General features: G+C 44.8%; 15 protein-coding genes. 11 read left to right on the top strand and 4 right to left on the bottom strand.

The window, feature by feature from the left end:
- Nucleotides 1-46 precede the first annotated feature (46 nt).
- Together prfC and AB4585_RS07305 are read left to right on the top strand one after the other, a co-directional pair.
- Complete coding sequence (prfC, locus tag AB4585_RS07310) at nt 47-1,627, top strand: peptide chain release factor 3 (RefSeq protein WP_017059244.1); 1,581 nt, start codon at nt 47-49, stop codon at nt 1,625-1,627.
- 106 nt (nt 1,628-1,733) lie between these two features.
- Nucleotides 1,734-2,564 carry a LysR family transcriptional regulator gene (locus AB4585_RS07305; protein WP_136989294.1) on the top strand — a complete coding sequence of 277 codons (831 nt, stop codon included), beginning with the start codon at nt 1,734-1,736 and terminating at the stop codon, nt 2,562-2,564.
- Here AB4585_RS07305 and AB4585_RS07300 read toward each other — a convergent pair.
- Together AB4585_RS07300 and AB4585_RS07295 are read right to left on the bottom strand one after the other, a co-directional pair.
- Nucleotides 2,561-3,274: a hypothetical protein gene (locus AB4585_RS07300; protein WP_372111984.1), complete on the bottom strand. Its 714-nt coding sequence runs from the start codon at nt 3,272-3,274 to the stop codon at nt 2,561-2,563. The two genes, AB4585_RS07305 and AB4585_RS07300, sit on opposite strands and share 4 nt — an antisense overlap.
- Nucleotides 3,275-3,371: 97 nt before the next feature.
- On the bottom strand, nt 3,372-4,523 hold the full coding sequence (locus AB4585_RS07295; RefSeq protein WP_372154986.1) for a hypothetical protein: 1,152 nt from the start codon (nt 4,521-4,523) through the stop codon (nt 3,372-3,374).
- 165 nt (nt 4,524-4,688) lie between these two features.
- Here AB4585_RS07295 and AB4585_RS07290 point away from each other — a divergent pair, with 165 nt between their 5' ends.
- From AB4585_RS07290 to deoD, 7 genes are all read left to right on the top strand, one after another.
- Complete coding sequence (locus AB4585_RS07290) at nt 4,689-4,844, top strand: DUF5363 family protein (protein WP_017066983.1); 156 nt, start codon at nt 4,689-4,691, stop codon at nt 4,842-4,844.
- Nucleotides 4,825-5,637: a TatD family hydrolase gene (locus AB4585_RS07285; RefSeq protein ID WP_102319908.1), complete on the top strand. Its 813-nt coding sequence runs from the start codon at nt 4,825-4,827 to the stop codon at nt 5,635-5,637. The genes AB4585_RS07290 and AB4585_RS07285 overlap by 20 nt, the downstream gene beginning before the upstream one ends.
- Before the next feature lie 204 nt (nt 5,638-5,841).
- Nucleotides 5,842-7,104 carry a NupC/NupG family nucleoside CNT transporter gene (locus tag AB4585_RS07280; protein ID WP_017058833.1) on the top strand — a complete coding sequence of 421 codons (1,263 nt, stop codon included), beginning with the start codon at nt 5,842-5,844 and terminating at the stop codon, nt 7,102-7,104.
- 520 nt (nt 7,105-7,624) lie between these two features.
- Entirely contained in the window at nt 7,625-8,401 is a 777-nt protein-coding gene (deoC, locus tag AB4585_RS07275) for a deoxyribose-phosphate aldolase (protein ID WP_010436196.1), read from the top strand.
- Nucleotides 8,402-8,624: 223 nt separating this feature from the next.
- Entirely contained in the window at nt 8,625-9,953 is a 1,329-nt protein-coding gene (gene deoA / locus AB4585_RS07270; protein WP_017063283.1) for a thymidine phosphorylase, read from the top strand.
- A gap of 76 nt (nt 9,954-10,029) precedes the next feature.
- A complete protein-coding gene (locus AB4585_RS07265; RefSeq protein ID WP_017068223.1) occupies nt 10,030-11,250 on the top strand; it encodes a phosphopentomutase in 1,221 nt (406 codons plus the stop codon).
- Nucleotides 11,251-11,315: 65 nt separating this feature from the next.
- Nucleotides 11,316-12,035 (top strand): purine-nucleoside phosphorylase, encoded by a 720-nt coding sequence (gene deoD / locus AB4585_RS07260; protein ID WP_017063285.1) that lies wholly within the window; start codon nt 11,316-11,318, stop codon nt 12,033-12,035.
- A gap of 127 nt (nt 12,036-12,162) precedes the next feature.
- Here the strand turns inward: deoD and AB4585_RS07255 are convergent, their stop codons facing one another.
- Complete coding sequence (locus AB4585_RS07255; RefSeq protein WP_076655999.1) at nt 12,163-12,774, bottom strand: YtjB family periplasmic protein; 612 nt, start codon at nt 12,772-12,774, stop codon at nt 12,163-12,165.
- A 109-nt stretch (nt 12,775-12,883) separates the two neighbouring features.
- Here AB4585_RS07255 and serB point away from each other — a divergent pair, with 109 nt between their 5' ends.
- Nucleotides 12,884-13,864, top strand: coding sequence for a phosphoserine phosphatase (serB, locus tag AB4585_RS07250; RefSeq protein ID WP_017058828.1), 981 nt, complete (start codon nt 12,884-12,886; stop codon nt 13,862-13,864).
- Nucleotides 13,865-13,986: 122 nt separating this feature from the next.
- On the opposite strand, the gene AB4585_RS07245 is transcribed toward serB, so the two are convergent.
- Complete coding sequence (locus AB4585_RS07245; RefSeq protein WP_017058827.1) at nt 13,987-16,332, bottom strand: PilZ domain-containing protein; 2,346 nt, start codon at nt 16,330-16,332, stop codon at nt 13,987-13,989.
- Between the two features lie 161 nt (nt 16,333-16,493).
- Here AB4585_RS07245 and radA point away from each other — a divergent pair, with 161 nt between their 5' ends.
- The gene (gene radA, locus AB4585_RS07240) at nt 16,494-17,873 is read left to right on the top strand and encodes a DNA repair protein RadA (RefSeq protein WP_017063288.1); all 1,380 of its coding nucleotides are present in this window, start codon (nt 16,494-16,496) and stop codon (nt 17,871-17,873) included.
- The last annotated feature ends 56 nt before the right edge of the window (nt 17,874-17,929 follow it).

Here is a 17,929-nt window from a genome sequence, read left to right as displayed (position 1 = left end):
ATTATCTACTTGCCCTTTTTACGCTTTAGATCAGCAAAGGGCGACTATGTCTTTCCAACAAGAAGTGAGCAAACGTAGAACGTTTGCGATTATCTCTCACCCGGATGCGGGTAAAACCACGATTACTGAAAAAGTTCTTTTATTCGGAAACGCGATTCAAAAAGCGGGTACCGTAAAAGGCCGTGGCTCTAACCAGCACGCTAAATCTGACTGGATGGAGATGGAAAAAGAACGTGGTATCTCGGTAACTACGTCGGTAATGCAATTCCCATACAATGATTGCCTAGTAAACCTACTAGATACTCCAGGACACGAAGATTTCTCGGAAGATACGTACCGTACGCTAACAGCGGTTGATTCATGTTTGATGGTTATCGATGCTGCGAAAGGTGTCGAGGATCGTACTCGTAAACTAATGGAAGTAACACGTCTGCGTGATACGCCAATCGTAACGTTTATGAACAAACTTGACCGTGACGTTCGTGACCCAATGGAAGTGCTTGATGAAGTAGAGAGCGAGCTAGGTATGGCTTGTGCTCCAATCTCATGGCCAATTGGTTGCGGTAAAGAGTTTAAAGGTGTTTACCACATTCACCGTGATGAAACGATCTTGTATGAATCTGGCCACGGCCACGAGATCCAAGAAGTTCGTATCATCAAAGGTCTAGATAACCCTGAGCTAGATGAAGCAGTAGGTGCTGATCTTGCGGAAAGCGTACGTGAAGAGCTAGAGCTTGTTATCGGTGCTTGTCCTGAGTTTGACCATGAATTATTCCTAGCGGGTGAACTAACGCCGGTTTACTTCGGTACTGCATTGGGTAACTTTGGTGTTGACCACATGCTTGATGGTCTAACGAAATGGGCTCCAGCACCTCAAACGCGTCAAGCGAACGAGCGTGATGTTGAAGCGACAGAAGAGAAGTTCTCTGGTTTCGTATTTAAGATCCAAGCAAACATGGACCCTAAACACCGTGACCGTATCGCATTCATGCGTATCGTTTCGGGTACTTACAACCAAGGTATGAAGATGAACCATGTTCGTACAGGCAAGAGTGTAAGTATCTCTGATGCGGTAACCTTTATGGCGGGTGACCGTGCACGTGCTGAAAAAGCATACGCGGGTGATATTATCGGTCTACATAACCACGGTACTATCCAGATTGGTGATACCTTTACTCAAGGTGAGAGCCTTAAGTTCGCTGGTATTCCTAACTTCGCACCTGAGCTATTCCGTCGTATCCGTCTACGCGATCCACTGAAGCAGAAGCAACTTCTAAAAGGATTAGTTCAGCTTTCAGAAGAGGGCGCAGTACAAGTATTCCGTCCTATGCAAAACAACGACCTGATCGTTGGTGCGGTTGGTGTGCTTCAGTTCGACGTGGTTGTAGCGCGCTTGAAAGCGGAATACAACGTAGAAGCTATCTACGAAGGTGTTAACGTTGCAACAGCTCGCTGGGTTGAATGTGATGACGCTAAGAAACTAGAAGAATTCAAACGTAAGAACCAATCTAACCTTGCGCTAGATGGCGGTGACAACCTGTCTTACATCGCACCAACTATGGTGAACTTGAACCTAGCTTCTGAACGTTTCCCTGAAGTTCAATTCCGAGCGACGCGCGAGCACTAATAGCGACAGTTCTACATAACATTGTTGGATAATATTAAAGCCGAATTGCTTCTAGCATTCGGCTTTTTTGTTACACTAAGAGTACACCGTTTTGATGGAGTAAAGCGTGTTTGATCTCAATTTAGTAAAGCCATTCCTCTCTGTATATCAACAAAGATCGATAACCAAAGCGGCTGAATCGTTAGAGCTAACTCAACCTGCGGTTAGTGCTGCAATCAAGAGGTTTGAAGCGGTGGTAGGCTATGCGTTGTTCGTAAGAGTAGGGCGTTCAATAGAACCAACGTCAATGTCTCACAAACTGGCTGGTCAATTATCTGATGCTTTAGAGTTGATGGAAGGTGCAGTATCAAGAAAGCGTGATTTTACGGTTTATATGCCTGCGAATCTGCTCCACAAAATGCCCATGCTCAATGGTGTTCAGTTAGTTGAATCCCCAATTTCTGTAGAGAATGTTGTCGAGGATATCCGACTCAATCGAGTAGATTTAGTGGTCGATACTGGTTTACCTAAACAGTCAAGTTTAGCGTCTGAATTTGCAACTACTGATAGATTGCTTCTTATGAGTGATCCTGAAAACAGTCAATTTGGTGAGAAGATTTCGATGGATGAGTTTCTTGAAGCACGGCATGTAACCTTGAAGTTACTTCGCCAAGATACTCAAATAGTCGACTTTCTTTCCGAAAAGAGCTTTACTCGTGATGTTGCTATCGAAGTAAGAAACATCACTAACTTGATATTGGCGGTAAAAGGGACTGACTATATTGCAGCTGTTCCGGTTAGCATGATCCATTTAGCAAAAATCATTGGCTTACAAATTCATGAGCCTCCATTCTCAATGCGTCCCGTGGAGTTTGAGTTTTTCTATCACAAGAAGTATCAAACTAATGGGCAACATCAAGAGTTACGAGATGAGCTTAAACAGTTATTAAATAGCTAGAAATCGAAGGCTAAACCGAATTCCACATAGTTTTTGGTTTCAGGGTATATGGTATAGGTAACGGACGGTTTTACGTACTTCAAGTTAAAGAATACAGCTACTTCGTGATAATGAATGTTGGTCCTAGTTTCATTTCTGATATGTCTAGATCTCGTAGTAGTCTCATCTTTAATATAAAAGTCTTGGGTATCTTTTTTGAATCCGATTTCTTGGTTGAATTTGTAAAGAAAGTCAGCATATTGAATCGGGCTCCACAGAGCGCCTGCACTATAATCGAATGTGTCAGAGGTTTTATATTCCATGCATAAGTTTGGAAGACAAGCATCGAAATCTCTGTCCATATAGTTGTAGTTGATATCGCCAAGCAGTGTCCAATTTTCATGAATCAACTTAGCAACAAAAATGCCTGTTGTGATCTCATGTTCGCTGACTTTTACGGTGTTTTCAGTGTAGTACGTGTCCCCTTGCCAGAATGAATATCCCAACCCTGCTTGCCAATAGTCTTGAGTATCAACCTCTCCAAAAACACGCAATTTATCATTGATTTGATAGTTTATATCAAGTGTGGCGACTGTCTTATCATTGTCTGGGCTTTGAGATAAGCTGACGGAAAAGATATCTGTAAAACGCTCAATAGATTCAATAAGGGTGTCATTTGCAGACGAGTAAAAAGGGAAAGTCAAAGCAAGTATTAATAGAAGGCGTTTCATATTCAAATTCCGAATCGCTTTCCTTAGCTAGTGAGTAAAAACACCCGATAATAGCGTTCACTATTATCGGGTGAGCGGGTTCAACTCAGGTTGAATTTTAGCCGCGTAAACGTTGTTGAATAGCGGATTTAGCTTTCTGTAGTTTAGTTGGGTCGATAGATTGAAGCTTGCTACGGTCGATGTTTGAACCATCAAACACATGATCGTGATTCTTTGTTTGAATACGTACACCGTCATCTATTTTTGAAACAGTCGCAACCCATTGACCGTTGCCTTTGACTAAAGAGAATTGGTCAGAAGTAACATCGCCTTCCACACGAAGTAGTGTTTTTTCAAAGTCACCGTTGCCAATAAATACGAGCTCGCCATCTTTGCGTTGTACAGTACCTACCCACTCGCTGGTGTTTTCGTCGATAATGTGGATTTCGCCGTTAATGATCTTAACTGTCAGGTCACGCTCTTCCATCTCGGGGCGGTCTTCACCGAAATCTGGAGACCAACGAGGTGTATCATCAAAGTCCATATCTGGGTGCTCTGGAGAGGCTGGGAGAGCAGGTCGTGGGCTATCAATTACAATAGTTCCCTTGCCACTAGTTATCTCAAAACCACTATCCACACGCTCAACAGTTGCTAACCATTCGCCATTACCTTTAACGATGGCTGCACTGCCGTTAGCTTCTAGGTCACCTTCAACTTTTACTAGAGTTTTTTCGAAGTCTCCGTTGCCACGGAAAATGATCTCACCATCCTTGCGTTGTACAGTACCTACCCACTCACTGGTGTTTTCGTCGATAATGTGGATTTCGCCGTTAATGATCTTAACTGTCAGGTCACGCTCTTCCATTTCAGGACGGTCTTCACCGAAATCTGGAGACCAACGAGGTGTAGCGTCAACATCAACGTCTGGGTGTTGTGGGAGATAATCCACATCATTGTCGCTATTGGAACTAGACGACGTGCTCAAAAGCCCTGCAACCAATGCAGCAGAAGCGGCACCAACTGCAGCCCAAGTACCGTTAGATTGTTTTTCGTAAGTGACGTCATCGATTGTGGCTGTCGTGCCTGGAGTTGCATTCGCGTATTGTTCGTTTAACTTATACTGAACAGACGCATCGATAGCGTTCATCTGCTCGTCAATAAGTTGAAGTGTTTGTTGGTTTGCTAGTTCTACGTCAACTTGAGGTGCAGAAGCAAAAGCAGGTGCTGCTAATACGCTAGAAATTGATATGGCTAAGAGTGATGCTTTCATAAAGTAGGATCTCGTTATTGAATGGAGCGTCTTGCTATCAATGCCTCCTTGGCAAGTGCGTTTATTATTCGCTGTGGTGAGATTTTCAACAATATAGCCAGCTAGTGTTGATGTATAAATCTAATTTATGCATTTGCGCTTTTTAGGTTGAGACTTGAGGTAAGTATGTTGGGTTGGATAAAAACTTGGGTTAAAAGATATGATAAGTGGTGTGAAGAGCTTGGCTTAACGCCTGAGAACAAGCGCAGTTGTGTTGCTTATCGTCGTGATCCTCAAGGGAAACAAATGGAGAGTAGGGAAAATGACACAGCAAATAAGTGACTTTCCGCTGTTTGATACTCATTGCCACGCGGATTTTGAGGCGTTTGAGCAAGGTTTTACACCTGATCAAACTATTGATGGCTATCTTAAAGAAGCGAAACAAGCGCAAGTCGAGAAGTTAATCATCCCTTCTATCGGCCAACGTAACTGGAGGAAGCTCGATGAAATCGCTCAATCTCACCCCAATATTTACTATGCATTAGGCTTCCATCCTTACTTTTTAGAACCGGCCAATGACGAACAATTTTCGGAACTTCGCCAATTACTCGCTTCAAAAAACAGCCAATGTGTCGCGATAGGTGAGTGCGGGCTCGACTTTTTTGTGGACGTTGAACGAGAGAAACAAGAGCGCTTTTTCATCCAACAAATGGAGCTTGCGAAGGAGTTTGACCTGCCTTTAATCATCCATGAGAGGAAGTCTTACAACCGACTTATCGAGCTAATAAAGCAGCATAAGTTCACCTTAGGTGGTGTGATTCACGGTTTTTCTGGGAGTGAACAGCAAGCTTTGGCGTGGATCAAGCTCGGTTTCTATATTGGCGTCGGTGGAACGATAACTTACCCAAGAGCGCAAAAAACACGCACAACCATCGCAAAATTGCCCCTTGAATGTCTGGTATTGGAAACGGATGCTCCGGACATGCCCATGTATGGAAACCAAGGAAATGTTAATCATTCCAAATATTTAGTTACGATCTTAAATGAACTTTTTTTGCTTAGAAAAGAGCCAAAGCAATCGATTGCAGCGCAAATTTGGCAAAATAGCCATCGCGCATTCGGTATATGTGAATAAAATCGAAGGTTTTTGTTTATCGTTTGCGTAAATTGCACTGAGCTTGTGATTTGGGTCACATTTGCGTGTGAATGGTACATGAATCTTCTACGAAAGTGTGAGGACGGCATTACTTTATTAGTGGTCGCATGAGTATAATTGCCTCCGCTTTATAGCCCCATTTTGTAACACGCCAATAAATAACTAATAAGGAAGTCATAAACTATGAGCCTGTTTATGAGCCTAGTCGGAATGGTTGCACTGATCGCAATCGCAGTACTACTATCTGACAACCGCAAAGCTATTAATCTAAGAACAGTGGGTGGCGCTTTCGCTATCCAATTCGCACTTGGTGCATTCGTACTTTACATCCCTTGGGGTCGTGATCTACTTGCAGGTTTCTCTGCTGGTGTAGCAAACGTGATCGACTACGGTAAAGACGGTACTGGTTTCCTATTCGGCAGCCTAGTTAACTTCTCAGTTGACGGTATCGGTTTCATCTTTGCTTTCCAAGTACTACCAACTCTGATTTTCTTCTCTGCACTTATCTCTGTACTTTACTACATTGGTGTTATGCAAATTGTAATCAAAGTTCTTGGTGGTGGTCTTCAGAAAGCTCTAGGTACTTCTCGCGCCGAGTCTATGTCTGCAGCAGCAAACATCTTCGTTGGTCAAACTGAAGCACCTCTAGTTGTTCGTCCATTTGTTCCTAAAATGACTAACTCTGAACTATTCGCAGTAATGTGTGGTGGTTTGGCTTCTGTAGCTGGTGGTGTACTAGCGGGTTACGCATCTATGGGTGTACCTCTAGAGTACCTTGTAGCAGCATCATTCATGGCAGCACCAGGTGGTCTACTATTCGCTAAAATCATCAAGCCTGAAACAGATACGCCAGACGACAACATCGCTGACGAAATGGACGGTGGCGATGACAAACCAGCTAACGTTATCGACGCAGCAGCAGGTGGCGCATCAGTTGGTCTACAACTAGCACTTAACGTTGGTGCAATGCTACTAGCATTCATCGGTCTAATTGCTCTAATCAACGGTATCCTAGGTGGCATCGGTGGTTGGTTCGGTATGGAAAACCTAACTCTAGAACTTCTTCTAGGTTGGATCTTCGCACCGCTAGCATTCATCATTGGTGTTCCATGGGAAGAAGCAACTATCGCTGGTTCTTTCATTGGTCAGAAGACAGTTGTTAACGAATTCGTTGCATACCTAAACTTCGTACCATACGTTGGTGAAAACGCTCAAGTTGTTGCAGCAACTGGTCAAGTGATGTCTGAGAAGACTCAAGCTATCATCGCATTCGCACTATGTGGTTTCGCAAACCTTTCTTCAATTGCGATTCTTCTAGGTGGTCTAGGTGGTATTGCACCAAGCCGTCGCCACGACATCGCACGTATGGGTGTTAAAGCGGTAATTGCTGGTACTCTATCTAACCTGATGGCAGCAACAATTGCTGGCTTCTTCCTGTCTTTCTAATTAGTTAGAAATCGATATATAGACGCCATAATAATATCGCCCCGTAGCAAGAAATTGCTGCGGGGCTTTTTTGTTTTTAGGCCTGCCGTTTTTAGTATATGCACGCGCTTATGCTTAGATTCGATGTAGGGTCTAGAATGTTTTTTTGAGATACAAACCGTTTGCGTTCTAAGGAGCACTACAATTTATTGATGGATACCTATAATGTATAAGCTAAAGGGATAGGATGTCTCTGTTGGCAAGAAAGTAACCTCGAAATCAACTCGAACGTTATTTTTCTGGGATTAAGCCAAAATTAGCGATACGCTATAGATGTTAGACACAACATGACTGATTTGTTGTGCCATAGACCAAACTGGTACTGTGCGGTGACAAGGATTGCAATTGGTAGCGAAAGTTATCAAGTCTTCAGGGAACCAAGTCCGTTCATTTGTGGCTACTGAGCATTACTAAAATATCCATCTATACTGGATGGAGGGCGAAGTAGTTAACTGTTTGAATATATTGATCGGAGATAGAAATGAGCGATTTAAAAGCAGCAGCTCTACGTGCACTTAAACTTATGGACCTAACTACGCTAAATGACGACGATACTACTGAAAAAGTAGTGGCGCTTTGTCATGACGCGAAGACTGCAGTAGGCAACACCGCTGCAATCTGTATTTACCCTCGCTTTATCCCAGCAGCTAAGAAAGCGTTGCGTGAGCAAGGTACTCCAGAAGTACGCATTGCGACTGTAACTAACTTCCCTCATGGTAATGACGACATCGAAATTGCTGTTGCAGAAACAAAAGCAGCGGTAGCGTACGGCGCAGACGAAGTTGACGTAGTATTCCCATACCGTGCTCTTATTGCTGGCAACGAAGAAGTTGGCTTTGAGCTAGTTAAACAGTGTAAAGCAGCTTGTGGTGACATCACGCTTAAAGTGATCATCGAAACAGGTGAACTGAAAGAAGAAGCACTAATCAAGAAAGCTTCTCAAATCTGTATCGAAGCAGGTGCAGACTTCATCAAAACTTCAACAGGTAAAGTGCCAGTAAACGCGACTCCAGAGTACGCGCGCATGATGCTTGAAGTTATCCGTGACATGGGCGTTGCTAAAACAGTTGGTTTCAAACCAGCTGGTGGCGTACGTACTGCTGAAGATGCAGCACTATACCTAGCAATGGCTGATGAGCTACTAGGCGCTGAGTGGGCAGACAACATGCACTACCGTTTTGGTGCTTCAAGCCTACTAACTAACCTTCTTAATACATTAGAAGTGACAGACCAGACTGCTGATCCAGCAGCATACTAATTTACTCGTCATATTTGACACCGCAGCGTTGTTGACTGCGTAAGTTCCTCCTAATCACATAGAGCCTCTATGCTCATAGGAATGAACTCACTGGTCGCCTAACTGCAACGCCAAATATTTAGAGTATTGAACATAATAAGTCTGTTTGATGGAGTGGCGTCAAGCCACTCCATATTACCTCTTTTCCCTACAAACCATACTCACTAGAGTTTGGGAGGCACTAATGTATCTACCTCAAGAAATTATTCGCAGAAAACGTGACGGTGAAGTCCTAACAGCTGAAGAAATTAACTTCTTCATTCAAGGTGTGGCTAAGAACACGGTTTCTGAAGGCCAAATTGCCGCATTCGCAATGGCTATCTTTTTTAATGAAATGACGATGCCAGAACGTATCGCACTAACGTGTGCAATGCGTGATTCAGGCATGGTGATTGACTGGAGCCACATGAACTTTGATGGCCCAATCGTTGATAAACACTCTACTGGTGGTGTTGGCGACGTTACTTCTCTGATGCTTGGCCCAATGGTGGCAGCATGTGGCGGTTTCGTTCCAATGATCTCTGGTCGTGGTTTAGGCCACACTGGCGGTACGCTAGACAAGCTGGAATCTATTCCGGGTTACAACATTACACCAACCAACGATGTGTTCGGTGAAGTAACGAAAGATGCTGGCGTGGCTATCATCGGTCAAACAGGCGATCTAGCTCCTGCTGACAAGCGTGTTTACGCAACTCGTGATATCACAGCAACAGTCGATAACATCTCGCTGATCACGGCTTCAATCCTATCTAAGAAACTGGCTGCGGGCCTTGATTCTCTAGTGATGGATGTAAAAGTAGGTTCAGGCGCATTCATGCCGACTTACGAAGCATCTGAAGAGCTAGCGAAATCTATCGTTGCAGTAGCAAACGGTGCGGGTACTAAAACAACAGCAATCCTAACGGACATGAACCAAGTGCTGGCTTCTTCAGCGGGTAACGCAGTAGAAGTTCGTGAAGCGGTTCAGTTCCTAACGGGTGAATACCGTAACCCTCGCTTGTTAGAGATCACTCTAGCATCGTGTGCTGAAATGCTGGTGCTCGGTAACCTAGCTAAAGACTCAGACGAAGCGCGCGAAAAACTGATGGCAGTACTGGATAACGGTAAGGCAGCAGAGTGCTTCGGTAAAATGGTAGCGGGCCTTGGTGGTCCAGTTGATTTCGTAATGAACTACGATAACTACCTAGAAAAAGCAGACATTATTAAGCCAGTGTACGCGTTAGAAAGCGGTGTGGTATCAGCAATGGATACTCGTGCAATTGGTATGGCTGTGGTTGGTATGGGCGGCGGTCGTCGTGTAGCAACTGACAGCATTGATTACGCAGTCGGTTTTGATCACTTCATTCGCCTAGGTGAAGTAGCAAGTGAAGATAAGCCATTAGCAATGATTCATGCTCGCAACGAACAACAGTGGCAAGAAGCTGCAACTGCATTACAAAATGCAATCACTGTGGGCGGAGAATATACAGCAACGCCAGACGTTTACCGTCAGATTCGTTCTGAAGACGTGTAAATAACCGTTATCGGTATGCCTCGCGTATACCGATAAACAGAGTTCTGGTGCAAAGAGCAATAAGTTGGTGAAGAAAATGAAAAGAGCATTTATTTTAGTTTTAGATTCATTCGGTATCGGTGAAACAGCGGATGCAGACAAATTTGGTGATGTAGGTTCTGACACTATGGGCCACATCGCAGATCATTGTGACCAAGGTCTTGCAGACAATGCAGATCGTAAAGGTTCACTGACATTGCCAAACCTGTCTAAGCTAGGTCTAGCGATGGCTCACAAAGAGTCTACAGGTCGCTTTGCTCCTGGTATGGATGCAGACGCTGAGATCATTGGCGCTTACGGTCACGCTGCTGAGCTGTCTTCTGGTAAAGACACGCCATCAGGTCACTGGGAAATTGCGGGTGTTCCTGTACTGTTTGACTGGGGCTACTTCACCGACAAAGAGAACAGCTTTCCAAAAGAACTGACTGACCGCATCCTTGAGCGTGCAGGCCTGTCTGGTTTCTTAGGTAACTGCCACTCATCTGGCACGGAAATCCTAGATAACCTAGGTGAAGAGCATATGAAGACTGGCTTGCCTATCTTCTATACTTCTGCAGATTCTGTTTTCCAGATCGCTTGTCACGAAGAGACATTCGGCCTGCAAAACCTATTAGACCTTTGTCAGATTGCTCGTGAAGAGCTAGAAGACTACAACATTGGTCGTGTTATCGCTCGTCCGTTCATTGGCCCAGGTAAAGGTCAATTCGAACGTACTGGTAACCGTCGTGATCTTTCTGTTGAGCCACCTGCAGCCACCATTCTTCAGAAGTTGGTTGATGAGAAGGGCGGTAACGTTCACTCAATCGGCAAGATCTCTGATATCTACGCGGGTTGTGGCATCACTCAGAAAACCAAAGCAACAGGTATTCCTGCGCTATTTGAAGCAACCAAAGAAGCGATCAATGAAGCAGGCGACAACACTATCGTGTTCACTAACTTCGTTGATTTCGACTCAGCTTACGGCCACCGCCGTGATGTTGCTGGTTATGCAGCGGCACTTGAGTACTTCGATGGTCGCATCAATGAAATCATCGATATGATGAAAGAAGATGATGTGCTTATCCTAACGGCTGACCACGGTTGTGATCCGACATGGCCAGGTACAGACCATACTCGTGAGCACATCCCTGTGATTGTTTACGGTCAGAAGGTTCCAGCCGGTTCTTTAGGCCGTCGCGATACGTTCGCTGATATCGGTCAAAGCTTAGCGTCATACTTTGGTACATCGCCAATGGGACACGGTACAAGCTTTCTATAATAGTTAACGAAGAGAGAGGGAAACCTCTCTCTTCTTTTTTTGTTTTGAGATTAAGGATATTTTCAATGGCTACTCCACATATTAATGCTGAAATGGGTGATTTCGCTGACGTAGTTTTAATGCCAGGTGACCCGCTACGTGCTAAATACATCGCTGAAACCTTCTTAGAAGAAGTGGTTCAAGTGTGCGACGTTCGCAACATGTTTGGTTACACCGGTACTTACAAAGGTCGTAAGGTTTCGGTAATGGGACACGGTATGGGCATTCCATCTTGTTCTATTTACGCGACTGAGCTGATCAAAGACTTTGGTGTGAAGAAGATCATTCGTGTGGGCAGTTGTGGTGCAGTGAGCGAAGATATCAAAGTGCGTGATGTGGTGATCGGTATGGGCGCATGTACTGACTCTAAAGTGAACCGTATTCGCTTTAAAGATCATGACTTTGCGGCGATTGCGGATTACAAAATGGTGCGCGCGGCAGAAGATGCAGCCAAAGCTCTCGGTGTCGGCGTAAAAGTCGGTAACCTGTTCTCGGCTGAGCTGTTCTACACGCCAGATCCAGAGATGTTCGAAGTAATGGACAAATACGGCATTGTTGGCGTAGAGATGGAAGCGGCTGGCATCTATGGTGTATGTGCTGAATACGGCGCAAAAGCTCTAACGATCTGTACTGTTTCTGACCACATCAAGACTGGTGAGCAAACGACATCAGATGAACGTCAAACGACTTTCAACGACATGATGGTTATCGCACTAGACTCAGTGTTGCTTGGTGACCAAGAATAATCTTGATTTGTCTTAGCTTGATAAGTTAACAGATAACAAAAAGCCCCGTTGCTGCCTGAGCGTCGGGGCTTTTTATTGGATTGCTGTATTTATTCTGAGTCTAGTATTTATTGTCAGCCTAGTGTGTTTATGAGCTTACATTTTTCAATAGTAAGTTCTCACCAGACTTAGTTGGTCTTCTGCGAATCAGCATGATGAACAACACGCCACTCACAAACCCCATCAACACCATACCGATCATGTAGCGATCACTTTTGCGGTAGTGGTGATCAGAAATCGCCGTCATCTTACCGGTTTCAAAAGTCACTCGAATAAAGCCGATGATCGTTTTCTCTGGAGAATAAATAGGTTCAACTAACTGTTGTCTGCCGATACTTGCTGTTGAAAGTGGTGTATCTAAGCCAAGAACCTCACGTACCGAGAGGGCTTTTTCGCTCGAAGCCAGTCGAATACCCTCTGCATCATAGATGGTGGTATCGAACACCAGTCGGTCTTGAGATAGCTGGTTAGTCAGATCAAGCAATCGCTCTTGGTCTTGTTGCGTGATCATCTTGCTGGCTGAAAGTGATGCCTGAGAGATAAGCAGCTTGGTAAGAGTTTCCAACTGTTTTGCTTGGATCTTCTCGTTACCTTTACTGATCACGACCGTATTTTTAATCGTTACAACGAACATGGTAGCCAACAAAATGAGGGCTAGCATTCGTAAAGCGTTACGTATTGAGAACAATGATTCATTCATGTTTCACGAAGCCTGAAATAAACAAATGTTATGATTAAGACATATTGAGACTTGCGTTTTCAAATTGCAATAGGTTAACGTTTAGCATAGTTAATTAGGAATCATACACATGGACGCTCAGAAATATCTGCCGATAAAAAGGCATACGACATTATTAACTCGACTCCCCGAGACTCGTTTCGCTTCTCAACTCGCTAAATCCAAGGCCAATTGGATTGTGTTTGGTGAGTACCTATCTCCACAATCTTTCGATGACATCGACTTTTTCACTGGCACTTACAACACCATCCTCGATACGTGGAAGGTTGGGCATTATGAAGTGGCTTTGATGTCAGGCAATCTAACGCCAGCACACGAAGAAATCCTCCAAGCGCTAAAGCTTGATTATGCTTGCCTTAGCGAGGTCCCAGACTTATCTAAGCCAGGTTTGATCGTGATGGATATGGATTCCACAGCGATTCAAATTGAATGCATCGATGAGATTGCCAAGCTAGCTGGAGTGGGAGAGTTAGTCTCTGAAATCACAGAACGAGCAATGCAAGGCGAGCTCGACTTTGAACAGAGCCTACGCCAGCGAGTAGGAGCACTGAAAGGTGCGGATGAATCGATATTAGAGCAAGTGCGTCAGTCATTGCCATTCATGCCAGACTTGGTCGGGCTGGTGAATACTCTAAATAAGCTTGGCTGGAAAACGGCGATTGCATCAGGCGGTTTTACTTACTTCTCTGACTACCTGAAAGATACCCTTGATCTAGACCATGCTCAATCAAACACGCTTGAGATCGTCAACGGTAAGTTGACGGGTGAAGTCTTAGGCGATGTTGTTTCGGCGCAGACCAAAGCGGATATCTTGGTAGAGTTGGCTGAAGAGTACGAATTGGAACTACATAATACCGTTGCCGTTGGTGATGGTGCCAATGACTTGGTGATGATGGGCTCTGCAGGTTTAGGCATTGCCTACCACGCAAAACCAAAAGTAGAGCAGCAAGCTCAAACTGCTGTTCGTTACGCAGGTTTAGGCGGTGTGCTGTGTATCTTGTCGGGTGTATTGGCTAAGCAACAGAAGATCAGCTGGCAAGCGAAACCTTAGGGGCTCTACCTAAGTGCTATTGGCGATGTATCTTATTTAGCAATAGTGGCTCAGACACAAAAAAAGCAGGCTATCAGCCTGCTTTTTCAATTTTCATGCTTAAGTTAATACGCCACTCGAGGCTAGCGTGTTAGCTCCAATCGAATCAGCACTTCATCGGTAATGTCCTCTATCTCGCCATAACCGATAAACGCCGTCACCTCATTCTCTAGCTTCTTAGCTTGATGCATACTGATGCGTGAAAGCTCTTCTAAATCCGACTGGAATAAACTCGTTAGCGGATTAAAGATAGGTGCCGTGGTGACTCGCAATACATACACATCACCTAAGTGCTGCGCTTTCTTGATGAATAAGATGCGTTCCTTTGCTGAGGCGAAGTCTTTGACCAACTTGGTGTGTACCGACTGGATTTTGTCGCCAAACTTCACTGCAGCAATGTACACGTCATGATGCTTAGGCTCCGCACCTTCAATTCTTTTTAGTGGCTCAGCCAACAGTGAGTTGGTGTGACCCTTGAAGATTGGCTCGAGTGAGAACTTTTGGTTGTGACCAAGTTTAGCAAGTAACGTTAGATGCTTATTCAGTGGGAAATTCACACCAATGATCTTACAGCGCAGCGTTGAACTTGGCTTATCAATGAATATTGGGTTACTGACCATCTTGCTCAACAAAATGTTGTGCAGTGATTCGAGTAGCGAATGTGTTGGCAGTATCTCTTGCTTCTTAATCAGCTTACTTTGGTTTTGATCGATAAGCCCATTAAGGAAAGCGATGGTACGCATTGTCTTGGCGTTCTCGGCAATAACCAACTGCACGTTGCGACCATTCGGACTCACTCGAATTACGTGGTAAGGCACTGTGCTCAGTGGCAGGTTCTTGTCATAGAGCTGCAGTTCATTGAAGTTCACTAATACCGGATCATTAATCTTGAGTACCATTGGGTGTTCAAGGCTAATGCTCAGTCCACGCTTCGAAATATCTAAGGTGTGTCCGTTCGCCGCTGTGCCATCTTGTGATGTAAGTTGCAACGGTGACTTAAATTGGTATCTCGGCTCTTTACGACGAGTCTGAGAGTCAAAGTAGATGCTTTGAATATTGCCGACGACAGTACGCGGGTGACGGAAGCGGTTCAATTCACTGCTTGGAATGCGTGGCTTTTCACTCAGAAGATAGTCCGCCGCACTTTCGTGATCGCCAATCTCTTGCAAGATTCCGCAATGCGTCAGTTGAGCTGAGCTTTGAGCCAGCGTATCCGAGTGTTTAGCTAATGCTTGTCGCTCAGTGTCTGAAAGTTCGAAAACCGAGAACTTGAACGCCTTCCAACTTTTACGTTTGCCACCGATGTGCCAGAACAGCTGTCTTTGTTCACGAGAGGCTTCAGGCAGCATCATTGAATAGAACAAGGTCTTGTTTTGGTGTTCATGGGTAAAAGAGTAGATAACGTTACTGGTTCCCTTCACTCCTGGTTTCGCCAACAGGTTCATACGTTGCTCGTTGAACAGGGTACCCAGCGCTTGTTGATTTCGTTCGTCGTGCCAATATTGCCATAATGGATGGTTGTTATCCGTCAGTAGGGCAAGCTTTAGTTCGCTGCCGCTGAAAAACAGGGGTAGGTTACAAGTATGCTTTAGATAGGTATGTTCGATTCCTCGAGTACGAGTTCGAATAATCCTATCTTGATTCTCATGGCTGGTTTTCTTACTGGTGCTATTTAAAGACTCATCGAGTAAGCGAGCCACAATATTGTTGTCGCTTACCTTGATGGTTCTTAGAAATTTGACCGCGTTGTTCTCATAAGATTCGTCGATACCCAAAACACGAAATTCAACCGCTTGGTTAACATCGTTTTCTTGGGACTTTTCGATAAGCTCTGAGAACTTAACGCTGATGATCTCGCCGAGGTTGTATCGAAAGGCGCTCGGTACTTTGAACTTTGCACCCGACGGGGAGATATCAACCGTTACACCATGTAGGCTTTGCCCTTTCGATGTGGTGATCTCGACCTGCGAGCTAATCTTGAGTCTGTTCTCTTGGCGTTTTAAGTCGTAACCTAGGTTAATAGCTTCCGCTTCGTACGGGCTATTGGCGCTAGTAATGTCGTGGTTACCTTGAGAAGATGTTTTAACAACGCTCAGAGGCTGAGTTCGCGGAGTCATTACTAACTCCCATGCGCCTTCTGTGTAACCTTTAAACTTTTTCGTACCACGTTGATATGCGTTTAAAGCGATATCATCGAGCCAGTGCTTACGGCCATCGAGAGTGAACTGACGACACTCATTATCAATACGCCCGCGTAAATCAATGCTCTTTGTACACGGAGCCATGATACGATTCAGTTCCATTTTAACGAGCAGCTTCAGAGACGGCGATTCCCCTTCTGTCATTTGAGAAAGAAGGAATTCGAAATCTTCGGCGTGGTAAGCCGGGATTAAACGTTCTGCTACAGATAGAATTTCAGATTGCTGCATACTTTTCTTGTTAGAATGGACGGTGCGTTTATGTTATCGACTAGTTTAAATCGATCTTTAAGTATAAGTGGTATGACTGCAACTTTTATTTTCATCCGTACGGTCAAATAAGTCACAAATTGACAACATCATTGTGTAATTGAGTAAATTATTGAGGTTTTATGGCGAAGGCAAAGCGAGCTTATGTGTGTAATGACTGTGGTGCCGATTTTCCACGTTGGCAGGGGCAGTGCAATGCATGTGGTGCTTGGAACACGATTACAGAAGTTAGGTTAGCCGCTTCACCTCAGGTCGCACGTAATGAACGATTGAGTGGTTATGCGGGCGGTGCAACTGAATCTTCGGTTCAAACGCTGTCAGAAATCGATCTGCAAGAAGTCCCACGTTTTAGCAGTGGCTTTAAAGAGCTAGACCGCGTACTTGGTGGTGGTGTCGTACCGGGTGCTGCGATCCTGATTGGTGGTAACCCGGGTGCCGGTAAATCAACGCTGCTATTACAAACCATGTGTCAGCTTTCTTCTCAATTACCGACTCTCTATGTAACCGGGGAAGAATCTCTGCAACAAGTCGCGATGCGTGCGTCTCGACTTGGATTGCCAAAAGAGCACCTAAAGATGCTCTCAGAAACGAACGTGGATAAGATTTGTCAGGTTGCAGAAAAAGAACAACCTAAGATCATGGTTATCGACTCGATCCAAGTTATGCACGTTGCGGATGTTCAATCTTCTCCGGGCAGTGTTGCACAGGTTCGTGAATCGGCAACCGCATTAACGCGCTACGCAAAACAGAATAACGTTGCTGTGTTCTTAGTTGGACACGTAACTAAAGACGGCACCTTAGCAGGGCCAAAAGTACTTGAGCACATTATTGACTGTTCTGTTTTATTAGATGGCGGAACCGATAGCCGTTTTAGAACGCTACGCAGCCACAAAAACCGTTTTGGTGCAGTGAATGAACTGGGTGTGTTTGCGATGACAGGCCAAGGGCTAAAAGAAGTCAGCAACCCATCCGCTATCTTCTTGTCTCGTGGTGAAGAAGAAACCTCGGGCAGTTCTGTCATGGTGGTGTGGGAAGGGACGCGTCCACTTCTTGTCGAAATCCAAGCGCTGGTGGATTATTCACAGCTGGCTAACCCACGTCGCGTCGCTGTCGGCCTAGAGCAAAACAGGCTTTCTTTGTTATTAGCGGTGCTGCATAAACACGGCGGCTTACAAATGGCTGACCAAGATGTGTTTGTGAATGTCGTCGGTGGTGTTAAAGTAACCGAAACCAGTGCTGATCTTGCGTTGGTGATGGCTCTACTTTCTAGTTTCAGAGACCGCGCATTACCAAAAGATGTGGTGGTATTTGGAGAAGTAGGCCTAGCGGGTGAGATTCGACCTGTACCGAGCGGACAAGAGCGTTTAAATGAAGCATTTAAACACGGCTTTAAGAAAGCGATTGTACCGGCGGCTAACATGCCTAAAGGTGGCATTCCAGGAATGCAGATCCACGGTGTGAAAAAATTATCGGAAGCAATTAATGCTTTTGATGAGTTGTAATTGAACTCACTTCAGCTACTCTATACAGCAGCAATTCAGCCTAACCTTAACGCCGA

Origin of the sequence: Vibrio sp. 10N.222.49.C9 (assembly GCF_041474985.1) — a bacterium.
Lineage (GTDB): Bacteria > Pseudomonadota > Gammaproteobacteria > Enterobacterales > Vibrionaceae > Vibrio > Vibrio crassostreae_C.
Note: the sequence above shows the minus strand (reverse complement) of the source record. Positions and strands in the feature narration are given on the sequence as shown.